Here is a 13,924-nt window from a genome sequence, read left to right as displayed (position 1 = left end):
GACGTGGCAAAAAGTACGCGCCAATATGTGTTTGAGGGTATGGAGCTGCTGCCTGCGGCGCTGATCCCCTTCGTTGAAAAGCGGCTCGAAACCTCGCTCAAGGGGCACTGGCAGGTCCAGGTTCTGGAGAAGCTGCCGAACCTGCGCCCCAACAGCAACGGTGAGGTTGGTTGGGACCAGGCCGCGCTGTTCAACGCGATGGACCGCTTCTGGAGCGAGGCGTTCAAGGCGGTTCTCGGCCGCGCCGAACGGTCGCTGGTCAATGAACTGGGCGACGTCCGCAACAAGCTCTCGCACAACGAGACCTTCACCTACGACGACGCCGAACGCGCGCTCGATTCCATGCGGCGTCTGATGGAGGCAATCAGCGCCGGCGAGACAGCCGAGCAGCTCGGCAAGATGCGCGACACCATCCTGCGCACGAAGTTTACCGAGCTTCAGCGCAACGAGGAACGGCGGAAAACCCAGCGTCTTGAGATTTCTGTCGAGACCGTGGCGGGACTGCTGCCGTGGCGCGAAATCGTCGAGCCACACCAGGATGTCGCCACCGGCGAGTTCCAGCAGGCGGAGTTCGCGGCCGACCTCGCCAAGGTGCATTCGGGGAGCGCGCCGCCGGAATACCGCGATCCGCGTCAGTTCTACAGCCGTACCTATCTGACGGAGGGCTTGAGCACCCTGCTGGTCGGTGCTGCGAAGCGGCTGTCCGGCAGCGGCGGCGATCCCGTCGTCGAACTGCAAACCAACTTTGGTGGCGGCAAGACCCACTCGATGCTGGCGCTCTATCACATGGCGGGGCCGACCCCGGTCCAGGACCTTTCCGGCCTCGATCAACTGCTGGAGAAGCAGGGGCTCAGCGTGCCGAATGCCATCAACCGCGCCGTGCTCGTCGGCACATCGCGTGGACCGCAGGACGTGCTCCACGCCGAGGGCGACCGCAAGATTCGCACGACATGGGGTGAACTCGCCTGGCAGCTCGGCGGCGCCGACGCTTTCGCCATGGTGGCGGAGAACGACGCCAGCGGCATCGCACCGGGCTCGAATCTGCTGGAGGCGCTCTTCAAGAAATATGCGCCTTGCCTGATCCTGATCGACGAATGGGTCGCTTACCTACGTCAGATCTACAAGGTTGAGGGGCTGCCCTCGGGGTCGTTCGATGCCAACCTGTCCTTCGTCCAGTCGCTGACCGAGGCGGTCAAGGCCAGCCCCGGTACACTGCTAGTCGCATCTTTGCCGGCCTCGCAGATCGAGGTTGGCGGCGAAGGCGGTCAGGAAGCGCTGGCGCGTCTCAAGCAGACCTTTAGCCGCGTGGAGTCCTCGTGGCGGCCGGCGAGCCAGGAGGAGAGCTATGAGATCGTCAGGCGGCGGCTGTTCAAGGACATCCCCGGCGACAAGTTCCATCACCGTGACAACACGCTGAAGCAGTTCGCCAAGCTCTACCGCGAGAACGCCAACGATTTCCCGCAAGGCTGCGCGGACGAGGATTACCGGCGCAAGCTGGAGAAGGCGTATCCAATCCACCCCGAGCTGTTCGACCAGCTCTATACGAGCTGGGGTTCGCTCGAAAAGTTCCAGCGCACACGCGGCGTGCTCCGCCTGATGGCGCAGGCCATTCACGAGCTATGGATGAATGCCGATCCGTCGGTGATGATCATGCCCGGCAGCGTGGCGGTAAGTTCGCCGCGCGTGGAGCCGGAACTGCTCCATTATCTTGACGTGAGTTGGCAGGCGATCATCGCCGGCGATGTCGATGGCACGACGTCCACGCCCTACAAGGTCGATCAGTCGGCGCCCAACCTGAACCGCTATTCGGCGACGCGGCGCGTCGCGCGCGCGATCTTCATGGGCACCGCGCCCACGGCGCAGCAACAGAACACCGGTCTCGACGACAAGCAGATCAACCTCGGCGTCGTACAGCCTGGCGAACGCCCGACGATCTTCGGCGATGCGCTCAGGCGGCTGACCAACCAGGCCAAGTTCATGCACGCCGATCTTGGCCGGTACTGGTACTCGATGTCGGCGAGCCTCAATCGTATCGCGGCAGATAAGGCCGCGCAGATCGAGGCAGCGCTGGTCGATGTGACGATCGATGCGGAACTCGGAAGATATGTGAACGGCCTTGCCGATCGCGGGCATTTCGATGCCGTGCAGGTCGCGCCAGCCTCGTCGGCCGAAGTTCCCGATGAAGCCGGCGGTGTTCGCGCCGTCGTGCTGGGTGTCAAATATCCCCACAATGGCCGCGATGGCTCTGACGCGCTGGTCGAGGCCAAGGACATTCTCACGCAGCGCGGCAGCACGCCGCGCGTCTATCGCAACATGCTGGTGTTCATTGCCGCGGAAAGCCGTCAGCTCGATCATCTGAAAGACGCTGTTCGTGCTTCGCTGGCCTGGGGGGAGATCGTCCGCGACACGGAGCGGTTAAACCTTACCCAGAGCGATAGCGCGTTGGCCAAGACGAAACTGGCCGAAGCGAACGAGACGATGAAGACCCGCCTGAAGGAGGCGTGGTGCTATCTCCATTATCCCGCCCAGGAGAGCGCCCAAGCCGATTGGGAGTGGGTATCGGGCAAAATCCCGGCTCAGGACGGTTTGTTGGCGCGGGTCAGCAAGAAGTTGGTGGCCGAGGAGGGCCTGCTCACGGAATTAGGGCCGTCGCGCCTCGACCGTGACCTCCAGAAATATATCTGGAACGACAAGCCGTGGTTGTCGCTGAAAGATCTACGGGAATATCTCAACCGCTACATCTATCTGCCGCGCATCAAGGATCAGGGCGTCCTGATCAAGGCTGTGCAGGCTGCCGTGAACGGCATGTTGCCTGGCCCCTTCGCCTATGCAGAGCGATGGGACGAGAAGTCGGACACCTATCTGGGGCTGGCGATCGAGCGCGCGGTAAGCGCCGTGGTCGTGATCGACGGCGATAGCGTCATCGTGAGGCCAGAGGTGGCCGAGGCGCATCGTCCGGCTCCCGTGCAGCCTGGGTCCGGCGACACTACCCCAGGAACCGGCGGCAGCACACCGGCGCCTGATGGGCGGCCTGCGGATGACGTGCCCTCGGCTCCGCAACCGGAAAAGAAGCCGACGCGCTTCTCCGGCGCCGTGATGATCTCACCGGAGCGTCCGGCCCGAGACATCCATCAGATCGTCGAAGCAATCGTCGAGCAACTCACCACGTTGCCGGGCAGCCAGGTGAAGATCCGGCTCGAGATTGACGCCGAAGTGCCGGACGGTCTCGATCGCGCCAAGGTTCGGACGCTGGTCGAGAATGCCAATACACTTGGATTCATAGAGAAATCCGTAGAGTGATAGCCGGTCGGCGCTCTCTGGTATGGCCGGGGTGCGCCGACGAACTTTGTCGCCACGCTGGGAAATCGCTTTGACAAGCCTCGCAGCGTCTTTGTCAGGCATTCGGGATAAGGGGGCTCCCCGGACGATTTCCAGGTGTGAGTATGAATTTTCGACATCTGCGGTATTTCGTGGCGGCTTCCGAGCATGGGAGTTTCCGCAAGGCGGGCGTAGCGTTGGGCGTACAGGAGTCCACCATCAGCCGCCGGATACGCGACCTGGAAGACGGGCTCGGCTCGGCACTGTTTCACCGTCACAGTGGCGGTGTATGCTTGACCGTTGCCGGACAGCGGCTTTTGTCGAAAGCCCAAAAGGTTCTTCGATACATCAATGAAGGCGCGGAGATCGTGGACGCGGTGGGTCGCGGCACAGAAGGTCAATTGCGCGTGGGGATCTTCTCGTCCCTGGCCTCGGGGTTCCTGCAAGATCTTCTCCGGACCTTCGCGGCAGAGCACCCCGGCGTGCATGTCGAGGTTGCTGACGGCAATCCCGCGGAGCATGTCGCCGCGATCCGGCAGTTCCGGTTGGACATCGCCTTTCTGACGGGGACGTTGGAGTGGCCGCGATGCGAGACCACCTACCTCTGGTCGGAACGTGTTTTCGTGGTGCTGCCGGAAGCACACGCCCTTGCCCGGAAGGAGGAGGTGAAGTGGCATGATCTGGCGCACGAGACCTTCATCGTCAGCGATGTACCGCCGGGCCAGGAGGTCCATGATTATCTGGTCCAGCGGGTCGCCGATCTCGGCCATCACCCGAAGATTCAGGCGCAGCTTGTCGGGCGCGACAATCTGCTGACGCTCGTCGCGATCGGCAGCGGACTTACGGTCACGAGCGAAGCGACGACAGCGGCTTATGTGCCGGGCATCTGCTATCGACCGATCGCGGGTGAGATCCTTCCCTTCAACGGCGTGTGGTCGCCAAAGAACGACAATCCGGCGCTCAGGCGCTTTGTCAGCATGGCGAAAATGATGGCGCGTCGTCAGGGCGTGGATTTATGAACTGGCATCGCCCGCGGGCTTCGTGCGCCGGGCCTTGGCGAACCCGCGATCGGTGGCGATGAAGCGCTCCAGCATCGGTACAATCAACTGGACGGGATTGCGCACGGGCTGACCGGTCTGCCTTCCCAGCAGCTCGGCATATGCTGCGAGATCCCGGTGAAGCGACGCGGGCAGTTCCAGCGTGGCCTTCACCGGCTTTTCCTCGGCGATCGGGCCGAGCTTCAATTTCGTCATGTCAGCCTCCGTAAGGTTCGAGGACGAGATCGCGGGTGACGATCACGCGGACAGGGAAGCCGGGCCGGATCGTCAGTGTCGGCGCGACGTTGAGCTGGCGCCGAACGATCTGCTGACCGGCATCGTTGATCGTGTCCTGGCCGCCATTGCGGATGGCGCGCAGGAGCCGGTCCTGGTCATCGATGGCAAGCTCGGATCCGACTGACAGAAGCGTCGAGAGCCCCGCCGCTTTGGCGAGGTCCCACCAATGGTAATCGACGCCGTCTTCCAGACCGGCATAGCCCTGGGTATCGGCGCCGGGCTGGCGTTCGAGCACAATGGATCGGCCGTTCGGGAGAATGATCCTGTTCCAGACGAGAAGCACGCGGCTCTGCCCGTATTGGACGCTATTGTCGTACTGGCCGATGATCCGCGTGCCCTGCGGGATGACGAGGATGCGCCCGGTCGGGCTATCGTAGATGTTCTCCGTCACCTGCGCGGTGACTTGTCCAGGCAGATCGGAGCGGATGCCGGTGATGAGGGCGGCCGAGATGACCGCGCCCGCCTGGAGGACATAGGGCGATGCTGGCGCCATGATGCGGTCGGCCGCAATGGTGCGGCGGTCGACGGGAGCATTGAGGAACGCGAGTTGTCGATCTTGAGCCGTCTCGGCACCTGGTTGTGTGCCAGCTCCCACGCCGGCAAATCCCGGGACATTCGAGCCAGCGGTCGCCGAGGTTGCGGCCGGACCAGCCTGGAAAAACACGCGGCTGGTGCGAGCGGCCTCCAATTCGGCGAGGCGACGTTGTTCCTCGGGATCAGGCCCCGGCGCCGCCATGGCGGGCGGCACGACAGGATGCCCCTGATTTTGCGCGCTGACGATCGGGCGGCCGAGGTCTCCAGGCAGCGCCGGGCCGAGGACCGGGCCGGTGTAATCGCGTGGCAGGCCGGCCAGGCCGTCGGCCGTGGTGCGGTTGTCGGTCGAATAGAGTTCGTCGGCGCTCTTGCCGGGATCTCGGGTCTGGAGCGCGTAGATGAGAGAGCCGCCGATGCCGACGAGGGCAACCGCGGTGACGCCGGCGAGCACTTTGCGCGACAGCCGGGTGACACGCGGAGGTTCCGCCCGCAGACGCATGGATGATGACGTATCGACGGCGGGGGTCGATTGATCCAGCGGTTCGGCATTGTCGTGGTCGGTGTCGCTCATGATGCAGGTTTCCCATCGGTTCGCACGATCCTGACGGTCTGCTGCTGCTTGCCGCTGCCGAGGCGCAGTTCGGCGGCTCCGAAGATGCGGTCAACGATCAGGATGTTTTGGTAGATGCGGCTGTTGACGAGCTGCGGCTCGCCGTCGGTGCCGAGGACGAAGATCGGCGGCATCTCGCCTTGAGCGATGCCGCGTGGAAATTCGACATACACACGCCTGCCGTCGTCATAGACGGCGACCGGCCGCCAGGGCGGCGTGTCGCCGGTGAGGCCGTAGCGGTAGTGACGGGCGCCGGCAGCGGGAATGATAGGCGTCGCCGGGACCGTTCCACGTTGCGATGCCGGTAGCGCGGGATAAGCCCAGGCAACGGCCGGCATATAGGGTTTCGTCTCCGCCCTCAGCTCGAGCATGTAGATGCGGCGGTCGGTCGTGATGACCAGGTTCGTGGTGATGTCGGGGCGCGTCGGTTTGACGAGGATGTGGACGCGGCGCGAGAGGCCGGAACCGCTTTCGGTATCACCGATGATCCAGCGGGCGGTGTCACCGGCGGCGATTGGACCTGCGCCGGTCAGGCTTTCGCCAGGCTCGAGCGCGATGTTGGTGATCTGGCCGGGCGCGGCATAGACTTGGTAAAGCGCGCCTTCGCTCCAGGGATAGATCTGGATGGCGTTATAATAGCCCTCGCGTCGCGGTTCGACACGCGCCGCAGCATTGGCGTTTTCCACGCGGCCGCCCGGCGTATTCGCGGCGGTTCCACCATGCGCGACCGTCCAGGCAGGAGGCGTGTGCAGCGGACGCGGCGGCTGTTCCGTGACCGCCGCCGGCACCGCTGGGAGCGGCGGCACGTCACTGTCGTAGCTGATGGTGGGTGGTTTGAAGGTCGCGCAGCCCGCCAGCATCGTTGCCGAGAGCAGCATCATCGCCAAAGCGGATTTACGGAAAGCCGGAGAGCCGTACATGCGCAGAGACGTGCTCATTGGGACATCTCCCGCGACCAGTTGATGGCGTTGATGTAGATGCCGAGCGGATTGGCGCGCAGCCGGTCTGCGTCGCGCGGCGTCTGGACGACGATGGTGAGGATGGCGGTCCATCGCTCCGTGCCCGCGAGCTGGCCATTCTCGTAACGCTTCTCGGTCCAGGCCACGCGGAAGGAATCCGCCGATGCGCGGATGACGCTCGAAACCTCGACGGCGATCTGTTGTTTGCCGACCTTGGTGAAGGGATCGTTGGTGCGGGCATAGTCGTTGAGCGCACCGGCGCCGCGATCCGTGGTCCAGTCATAGGCGCGCAGCCAGTTCTGGCGCACGATGATCGGATCGGCCGGGATGCTTCTGACCTGCTCGATGAAGCGGGCAAGATGCCAGGCCACTTGCGGATCGGTCGGCCGGTAGTCGGCCGACGCTGGTGCAACGGACTGTGCCTGGCCGAGTCGATCGACCTGCACCACCCAGGGAACGACGGTGCCGCGCGCCGACTGCCAGACCAGCGCGGCGGCGAAGCCGGCCGACAGGAACAGCGAGCCGAAGGCCATGATGCGCCAGTTCCTGGCCTGGACGCGGGCCGAACCGATGCGATCGTCCCAGACCTGCGCTGCGCGCTGATAGGGTGTTTCGGGTTCGGGCGATTTCCCATAGTGGGCGGCGGGTCGTTTGAAGAGGCTCATGAGCGGTTACTTTCGGAGAGATTGACGGAAGAGCCGCCGCCATGGCTGTCGCCGGATTTGACGGCATGCGCTGCGAGGGTGGCTCCGTGGCTGAGGGACTGATGGCGCTTAATGCGCTTGGCCCAATCGGGCGGACCGTCGCGGGGCGCGGCGGCGGCGGCGTCGCCTGCGGAGCCTGAGCCGGGTATCGTGCTCATGGTCGAGGAGCCGCCCGTCGCCCCGAAGCCTGCCTTCGCACCTTTGGAGAAGCTGGACTTGACGCCTTCGGCGGCGCGCGCCGTCGCACGTTTCAGGGGTGATACGGTGGCTGCTCCGGCCGCGCGGGCGACACCGCCGAGACCAGAGGCGACACCGGCTGCGCCGGACTGGCCGAGCGAGCCGACGCTGTAGGCCGCGGCGGCTCCGCCTGCCGCTGCTGCCCCGCCCCGCACGGCGGCAGCGCCGCCGGACATCGCAGCCGCTCCTCCCTTCAGGGCAAGGCCTGCCGCGCCACCAGCTGCGAGTGCCGCGCCACCGACGGCAAGCCCGGTGCCAACCGCTGCACCGGCGCCGAGTTGTGGTCCGCCGCTGACAAGACCGGCAGCAATGCCGGGGCCGAAGATGCCGAGCCCGAGCAGCGATAGCGCGGCAAGGACAATCACCATGGCGTCGTCGATGGTGGGCGTTGCGCCGCCGAAGCCGGCCGTAAATTGGCTGAACAGCGTTGAGCCGATGCCGATGATGACGGCGAGCACCAGCACCTTGATGCCGGATGAGACGACATTGCCCAGCACGCGCTCGGCCATGAAGGCGGTTTTGCCGAACAGGCCGAACGGAATGAGGACGAAGCCCGCCAGCGTCGTCAGCTTGAATTCGATCAGGGTAACGAAGAGCTGGATCGCGAGGATGAAGAAGGCGAGCAGCACCAACGCCCAGGCGAACAGCAGGCAGGCGATCTGGATGAAGTTCTCGAAGAACGCGATCCAGCCCATCAGGTCGGAGATGGATTCGAGCAAGGGGCGCGCGGCGTCGAGCCCGGTCTGCGCGACCTTGCCGGGTCGCATCAGATCCTGTGCGGTGAAGCTGGTGCCGGAAGCCTTGAGGCCGAGGCCCGCGAACGAGTCGAAGACGATCTTGGCGAGGTTGTTCCAGTTGCCGATGAGATAGGCGAAGACGCCGACGAAGAGCGTCTTTTTCACCAGCCGGGCGATGATGTCGTCTTCCGCGCCCCAGCTCCAGAACAGGGCGGCAAGCGTCACATCGATGACGATCAGCGTTGTGGCGATGAACGCGACCTCGCCGCCGAGCAGTCCGAACCCGCTGTTGATGTAGGAGGTGAAGACCCCGAGGAAATTGTCGATGACACCTGCGCCGCCCATGGTTCACCGTCCTTCTGTTGTCGGGACGGCAGGCGCCGGGGGGCGACCGAGGAAGCGATCGCGGCTCTCGGCCCAGATGCGCATGCAGTCGGTATCGCTCGCCGCTGCCTGGCCAAGCTGCTGGCACCGGCGCTGCCCTTCGCGGAGCGCATCGCGCTTGGGTTCGACAGCGTGGGTGCGCTCCGTTTCAGGGGCCGCATCCTTCCGGGTCATCTCGATCGCCGTCGCTGTGATGGCGAACGATACGAAAACGATGGCGCCCAACCGGGCCAGCATCTTGCCGTCCATGACCGCGATCTCAGTTGCCGTTACCGAACATCTGCGCATTGCCGGGCTGATAGCCCGCGCCCGGCGTAAGGAAGCGGCGGCGCTGCTCTCGGCCCTGATCGGCCGCCGCCGCGCGCTCCGCGTCAGTCAGCGCCGTGGCCCGGCCGTTGGCGGAGATCAGCGCGATCAGGTCGGAGAGCTGCTGCGATTGCAGCGCGAGAAGCTGATTGCCGGCCTGTGTCGCCTGCAACGCACCCTGCGCGCCCTGGCTCTGGCTGACGAGGTTCGACATCTGCGTACGATTGCTGTCGATATTGCCGACGACGCCGGCCTGAATGCGCATGGCGTCCTGCAAACCGCCGACGGTGTTCTGCCAGCGCGAGCGAGCGTCGGTGATGAGCTTGGCGTCCGACGACGACAGTGCGACGCTGCCATATTGCTGCTGGAACATCCGATCGACGTTCTGGACGTCGAAGGCGATGTTCTGCGCCTGGCCGAGGAGCTGCTGGGTGCGCTGGACGTTCTGTTGAATCTGCTGGAGCGCCGAGTATGGCAGGTTCGCCAGATTCTTGGCCTGGTTGATGAGGCTCTGTGCCTCGTTCTGAAGCGAGCGGATCTGGTTGTTGATCTGCTCGAGGGAACGCGCCGCCGTCAGGACGTTCTGGGCGTAGTTGGTAGGGTCATAGACGATACCGCCGAAGCCGAATTGCGCGTGCGCTGGCGCGGTCAGCACCGGCGATGCGGCGAGCGGTATCGCCAGGATGAAGGCCGCGAGCGATAGCGCGCGCGGGCGTGAACGAAGCGTATTCATGGTCATTACTCCTTCTCGGACTGCTGAGGGGTGAGGTTCGTGAGGTCAGGGATGAGGTCCGCGGCCCACTCGGCGCCGCGCAGGCGCAGCCAGGCGGCGAGAAAGCCCTCGCGGCCATGCTCGGCGACGGTGCGCGCGATCTCGGACTGGTCGGTCTTGGAGGAGGTGGCGGCGAGCGCGAGGCCGACTTCGGAAAGGCCCAGCTCGAACAGGCGATTGCCGCGCCGCGACTGGCAGTAATAGTCGCGCTTGGGCGTGGCCCGCGCGAGGATTTCGATCTGGCGGTCGTTGAGACCGAAGCGCCGATAGATCTTCGTGATCTGCGGCTCGATCGCGCGTTCGTTCGGCAGGAGGAGCCTTGTCGGGCAGCTCTCGATGATGGCCGGGGCGATGTTGCTGTTGTCGATGTCGGACAGCGACTGCGTGGCGAAGATGACGCTGGCGTTTTTCTTGCGCAGCGTCTTCAGCCACTCGCGCAATTGCCCGGAGAAGGCATCGTCATCGAGTGCGAGCCAGCCCTCGTCGATGATGAGCAGCGTCGGCGAGCCGTCGAGACGGTCGCCGATGCGATGGAAGAGATAGGCGAGGACGGCGGGTGCCGCGCCAGTCCCGATCAGTCCCTCGATCTCGAACGCCTGCACCGATGCCGAGCCGAGATGTTCGGCCTCGGCGTCGAGTAGCCGCCCATAGGGGCCACCCACGCAATACGGTCGCAGCGCCTGCTTCAGGTCGTTCGCTTGGAGCAACACCGTGAGGCCGGTGATCGTGCGCTCCTCGACCGGCGCAGATGCCAGCGAGGTCAGCGCCGACCAAAGGTGCTCCTTCACCTCGGGGGTGATCGCGATGCCCTCGCGGATCAGGATGGCGACGATCCAGTCGGCCGCCCAGGCGCGTTCGGGCGTGTCGTGAATGCGCGCGAGCGGTTGCAGCGAGACCGAGGAGTCCACGCCCTCGGTGAGATCGCCGCCCAGATCGTGCCAATCACCGCCCATGGCGAGCGCGGCGGCGCGGATCGAACCGCCGAAGTCGAAGGCGAAGACCTGGGCACCGGCGTAGCGCCGGAACTGCAAGGCCATGACGGCGAGAAGCACCGATTTGCCGGCGCCGGTCGGGCCGACGACGAGCGTGTGACCGACATCGCCGACATGGAGAGAAAACCGGAACGGGGTCGAGCCCTCGGTCTTGCCGAACAGCAAGGGGGGCGCTCCGAAATGCTCGTCCCGTTCCGGCCCCGCCCACACCGCCGAGAGCGGGATCATGTGGGCGAGATTCAGCGTCGAGATCGGGGGCTGGCGCACGTTGGCGTAAACATGTCCCGGCAATGAGCCCAGCCAGGCATCGACGGCATTGATCGTTTCAGTCATGGCCGTGAAGTCGCGGCCCTGGATGACTTTCTCGGCGAGGCGAAGCTTCTCGTCGGCAATTCGGGGATCGTTGTCCCATACCGCGATCGTCGCGGTGACATAGGATTGGCCGGCGTAGTCAGCGCCGAGTTCCTGGAGGGCGAGATCGGCGTCCGCCGCCTTGTTCGAGGCGTCGGTATCGACCAGCGCGGACGCCTCGTTGGTCAGCACCTCTTTCAGGATCGCGGCGATGCTTTTGCGCTTGGCGAACCATTGGCGGCGGATTTTGGTCAGCAGCTTGGTCGCGTCGGTCTTGTCGAGCAGGATGGCGCGCGTCGACCAGCGATAGGGGAAGGCGAGCCGATTGAGATCGTCGAGGATGCCGGGTGTGGTCGCGGTTGGGAAACCGACAATGGTGAGAACGCGCAGATGCGCCGTTCCGAGACGCGGCTCCAGGCCGCCGGTGAGCGGTTGGTCGGCGAGCAGCGCGTCGAGATAGACCGGCGTTTCGGGCACGCGGACGCGGTGCCGTTTGGTCGAGACGGTCGAATGGAGATAGGTCAGCGTCTCGCTGCTATCGAGCCACAGGCATTCCGGCATAAAGCCGTCGAGCAGCGCCAGGACGCGATTGGTGCGGTCGACAAAGGTGTTCAGGATTTCCTTCGGATCGATGCCAGCGCGTTCGCGGCCCTCATAGAGCCAGGCTTCGGTGCGCGCGGCGTCCTCGGCCGGCGGCAGATAGGTGATGGTGAGATAGTAGCCGGAGACGTAATGCGCGCCGGCCTCCTCGAAATCGGCTTTGCGCTCGGCATCGAGGAGCGCCGCGGCTGCGTCGGGAAACAGGTCTGCCGGATAGATCGACGCCTCGTGCCGCTGCGCCTCGACGAAGATGGCCCAACCCGATCCGAGACGGCGGAAAGCGTTGTTGAGCCGCCCGGCGACGGCGACCAGTTCGGCAGCGACCGCGGAGTCCAGATCAGGGCCGCGGAAACGGGCCGTGCGCTGAAAGCTGCCATCCTTGTTAAGCACGACGCCCTCGGCGACGAGCGCGACCCAGGGCAGATAGTCAGCGAGGCGGGTTGCGGTGCGGCGATATTCGGCAAGATTCATCATGGCGATGCGCCTCCTCAGACGGACAGATGAGCGGGGATGCGCAGGTGGCGGCGGCCGACCTCGACGAAGAGCGGATCGCGCTTTGCAGCCCACACGGCTGCGATATGGCCAACGACCCAGATCAGCAGACCCACGAGCCAGAGGCGCAGGCCGAGGCCCACGGCTCCGGCCAGCGTGCCGTTCAGGATGGCGAGCGCGCGCGGTGCGCCGCCGAGCAGAATGTGCTCGGTCAGCGCCCGGTGAACCGGGACGGTGAAACCCGGCACCGCGTCGAGTTGTTCGAGCGCCGCCACCATCAGACGAGCGCCCCGCCGCCGAATGAGAAGAACGACAGGAAGAAGCTCGACGCCGCAAACGCGATGCTGAGACCGAAGACGATCTGGATCAGCTTCCGGAAGCCGCCGGACGTGTCACCGAACGCCAGCGCCAGGCCAGTGGCGATAATGATGATGACGGCGACGATCTTGGCGACCGGCCCTTCGATGGATTCGAGGATTTTCTGGAGCGGTGCTTCCCACGGCATGGACGAGCCGGAGGCATGGGCGGCGGGAACGAGGACGAGGTTGATGTAGGTGAAGGCGGCGGCCGTCGCGGCATAGCGGCGAACGCGCATAGTGGTGCGGATCATGTTGGCGCTCCTGTGCGGTCAAGGGTTGCGGGGGTGATGGCGTAGTCGCCGTCCGGGCCGAGCCCTTCGACACGGGCGAGTTCGGCGAGCCGGCGCGCGGAGCCGCGGCCGGAGAGGACGGCAATGAGATCGATGGTCTCGGCGATCAGGGCGCGCGGGACCGTGACGACGGCCTCCTGGATGAGTTGTTCAAGGCGGCGCAGCGCGCCGATGCCGCTCCCGGCGTGGATCGTGCCGATGCCGCCGGGGTGCCCGGTTCCCCATGCTTTCAGGAGATCGAGAGCTTCGGAGCCGCGCACCTCGCCGATGGGAATGCGATCGGGGCGCAGGCGTAGCGAAGAGCGAACCAGCTCCGAGAGCGTGGCCACTCCATCTTTGGTCCGCATGGCGACAAGATTGGGCGCGGCGCACTGAAGCTCGCGGGTATCCTCGATGATGACGACGCGATCCGCCGTCTTGGCGACCTCGGCCAGAAGCGCATTGGTCAGCGTGGTTTTGCCGGTGGAGGTGCCGCCCGCGACAAGGATATTGGCGCGCGCCATCACGGCTGCGCGTAGCGTCGCCGCCTGGTCGGCGAACATGATTCCGGCGGCCACATAATCGTCGAGCGTGAAGATCGCGACGGCGGGCTTGCGGATGGCGAAGGCCGGTGCGGCGACAACGGGCGGAAGCAAGCCCTCGAACCGCTCTCCCGTCTCAGGAAGCTCGGCGGAGACTCGCGGGCTGCGCGGATGCACCTCGACGCCGACATGGTGAGCGACCAGCCGCACGATGCGCTCGCCATCGGCGGGCGACAGCGTCTCACCCGTATCGGCCAGCCCTTCGGAGAGGCGATCTACCCAGAGACGGCCGTCCGGGTTCAGCATGATTTCGACGACGGCCGGGTCTTCGAGAAAATGGGTGATGGTCGAGCCGAGCGCGGTGCGAAGCATGCGCGCACCGCGCGCGAACGCCTCCGGCTTCTGGCTGGTTGTGGTCATTTCG

13 protein-coding genes are annotated in these 13,924 nt (G+C 65.2%); 2 read left to right on the top strand and 11 right to left on the bottom strand.

Annotated features, from left to right (window positions below):
* Window positions 1-3: 3 nt before the first annotated feature.
* A complete protein-coding gene (locus shn_RS22015) occupies window positions 4-3,300 on the top strand; it encodes a DUF499 domain-containing protein (protein WP_064332302.1) in 3,297 nt (1,098 codons plus the stop codon).
* Window positions 3,301-3,443: 143 nt separating this feature from the next.
* Window positions 3,444-4,337, top strand: a complete 894-nt coding sequence (locus tag shn_RS22010) for a LysR family transcriptional regulator (RefSeq protein ID WP_064332301.1) — start codon at window positions 3,444-3,446, stop codon at window positions 4,335-4,337.
* Here the strand turns inward: shn_RS22010 and shn_RS22005 are convergent.
* The 11 genes from shn_RS22005 to trbB are packed head-to-tail and all read right to left on the bottom strand — an operon-like array spanning window position 4,332 to window position 13,920.
* The gene (locus tag shn_RS22005; protein ID WP_064332300.1) at window positions 4,332-4,571 is read right to left on the bottom strand and encodes a DUF2274 domain-containing protein; all 240 of its coding nucleotides are present in this window, start codon (window positions 4,569-4,571) and stop codon (window positions 4,332-4,334) included. The genes shn_RS22010 and shn_RS22005 overlap by 6 nt on opposite strands.
* Before the next feature lies 1 nt (window position 4,572).
* Window positions 4,573-5,757 (bottom strand): TrbI/VirB10 family protein, encoded by a 1,185-nt coding sequence (locus shn_RS22000; RefSeq protein ID WP_064332299.1) that lies wholly within the window; start codon window positions 5,755-5,757, stop codon window positions 4,573-4,575.
* A complete protein-coding gene (gene trbG / locus shn_RS21995; RefSeq protein ID WP_064332298.1) occupies window positions 5,754-6,734 on the bottom strand; it encodes a P-type conjugative transfer protein TrbG in 981 nt (326 codons plus the stop codon). Before trbG ends, shn_RS22000 begins: the two co-directional genes overlap by 4 nt.
* Window positions 6,731-7,420, bottom strand: a complete 690-nt coding sequence (gene trbF, locus shn_RS21990; RefSeq protein ID WP_064332297.1) for a conjugal transfer protein TrbF — start codon at window positions 7,418-7,420, stop codon at window positions 6,731-6,733. The genes trbG and trbF overlap by 4 nt, the downstream gene beginning before the upstream one ends.
* A complete protein-coding gene (trbL, locus tag shn_RS21985; RefSeq protein ID WP_064332296.1) occupies window positions 7,417-8,778 on the bottom strand; it encodes a P-type conjugative transfer protein TrbL in 1,362 nt (453 codons plus the stop codon). Before trbL ends, trbF begins: the two co-directional genes overlap by 4 nt.
* A 3-nt stretch (window positions 8,779-8,781) precedes the next feature.
* The gene (gene trbK-alt, locus shn_RS21980; RefSeq protein ID WP_064332295.1) at window positions 8,782-9,066 is read right to left on the bottom strand and encodes a putative entry exclusion protein TrbK-alt; all 285 of its coding nucleotides are present in this window, start codon (window positions 9,064-9,066) and stop codon (window positions 8,782-8,784) included.
* Between the two features lie 10 nt (window positions 9,067-9,076).
* Window positions 9,077-9,856: a P-type conjugative transfer protein TrbJ gene (trbJ, locus tag shn_RS21975; protein ID WP_064332744.1), complete on the bottom strand. Its 780-nt coding sequence runs from the start codon at window positions 9,854-9,856 to the stop codon at window positions 9,077-9,079.
* A 5-nt stretch (window positions 9,857-9,861) separates the two neighbouring features.
* Window positions 9,862-12,312, bottom strand: a complete 2,451-nt coding sequence (gene trbE, locus shn_RS21970; protein ID WP_064332294.1) for a conjugal transfer protein TrbE — start codon at window positions 12,310-12,312, stop codon at window positions 9,862-9,864.
* Between the two features lie 14 nt (window positions 12,313-12,326).
* On the bottom strand, window positions 12,327-12,608 hold the full coding sequence (locus shn_RS21965; protein ID WP_064332293.1) for a VirB3 family type IV secretion system protein: 282 nt from the start codon (window positions 12,606-12,608) through the stop codon (window positions 12,327-12,329).
* A complete protein-coding gene (locus shn_RS21960; protein WP_047167732.1) occupies window positions 12,608-12,940 on the bottom strand; it encodes a TrbC/VirB2 family protein in 333 nt (110 codons plus the stop codon). The genes shn_RS21965 and shn_RS21960 overlap by 1 nt, the downstream gene beginning before the upstream one ends.
* Entirely contained in the window at window positions 12,937-13,920 is a 984-nt protein-coding gene (trbB, locus tag shn_RS21955) for a P-type conjugative transfer ATPase TrbB (RefSeq protein WP_064332292.1), read from the bottom strand. Before trbB ends, shn_RS21960 begins: the two co-directional genes overlap by 4 nt.
* Window positions 13,921-13,924: the final 4 nt, after the last annotated feature.

The organism is Shinella sp. HZN7, assembly GCF_001652565.1.
Lineage (GTDB): Bacteria > Pseudomonadota > Alphaproteobacteria > Rhizobiales > Rhizobiaceae > Shinella > Shinella granuli.
Note: the sequence above shows the minus strand (reverse complement) of the source record. Positions and strands in the feature narration are given on the sequence as shown.

What these genes read in the sequence shown, in the direction of transcription:
- shn_RS21960 (WP_047167732.1), bottom strand. Translation starts at nt 12,940, where the DNA reads ATGATCCGCACCACTATGCGCGTTCGCCGCTATGCCGCGACGGCCGCC.
- trbF (WP_064332297.1), bottom strand. Translation starts at nt 7,420, where the DNA reads ATGAGCCTCTTCAAACGACCCGCCGCCCACTATGGGAAATCGCCCGAA.
- trbJ (WP_064332744.1), bottom strand. Translation starts at nt 9,856, where the DNA reads ATGAATACGCTTCGTTCACGCCCGCGCGCGCTATCGCTCGCGGCCTTC.
- trbK-alt (WP_064332295.1), bottom strand. Translation starts at nt 9,066, where the DNA reads ATGGACGGCAAGATGCTGGCCCGGTTGGGCGCCATCGTTTTCGTATCG.
- trbL (WP_064332296.1), bottom strand. Translation starts at nt 8,778, where the DNA reads ATGGGCGGCGCAGGTGTCATCGACAATTTCCTCGGGGTCTTCACCTCC.
- trbG (WP_064332298.1), bottom strand. Translation starts at nt 6,734, where the DNA reads ATGAGCACGTCTCTGCGCATGTACGGCTCTCCGGCTTTCCGTAAATCC.
- shn_RS22010 (WP_064332301.1), top strand. Translation starts at nt 3,444, where the DNA reads ATGAATTTTCGACATCTGCGGTATTTCGTGGCGGCTTCCGAGCATGGG.
- shn_RS22005 (WP_064332300.1), bottom strand. Translation starts at nt 4,571, where the DNA reads ATGACGAAATTGAAGCTCGGCCCGATCGCCGAGGAAAAGCCGGTGAAG.
- shn_RS21965 (WP_064332293.1), bottom strand. Translation starts at nt 12,608, where the DNA reads ATGGTGGCGGCGCTCGAACAACTCGACGCGGTGCCGGGTTTCACCGTC.
- shn_RS22000 (WP_064332299.1), bottom strand. Translation starts at nt 5,757, where the DNA reads ATGAGCGACACCGACCACGACAATGCCGAACCGCTGGATCAATCGACC.
- trbE (WP_064332294.1), bottom strand. Translation starts at nt 12,312, where the DNA reads ATGATGAATCTTGCCGAATATCGCCGCACCGCAACCCGCCTCGCTGAC.
- trbB (WP_064332292.1), bottom strand. Translation starts at nt 13,920, where the DNA reads ATGACCACAACCAGCCAGAAGCCGGAGGCGTTCGCGCGCGGTGCGCGC.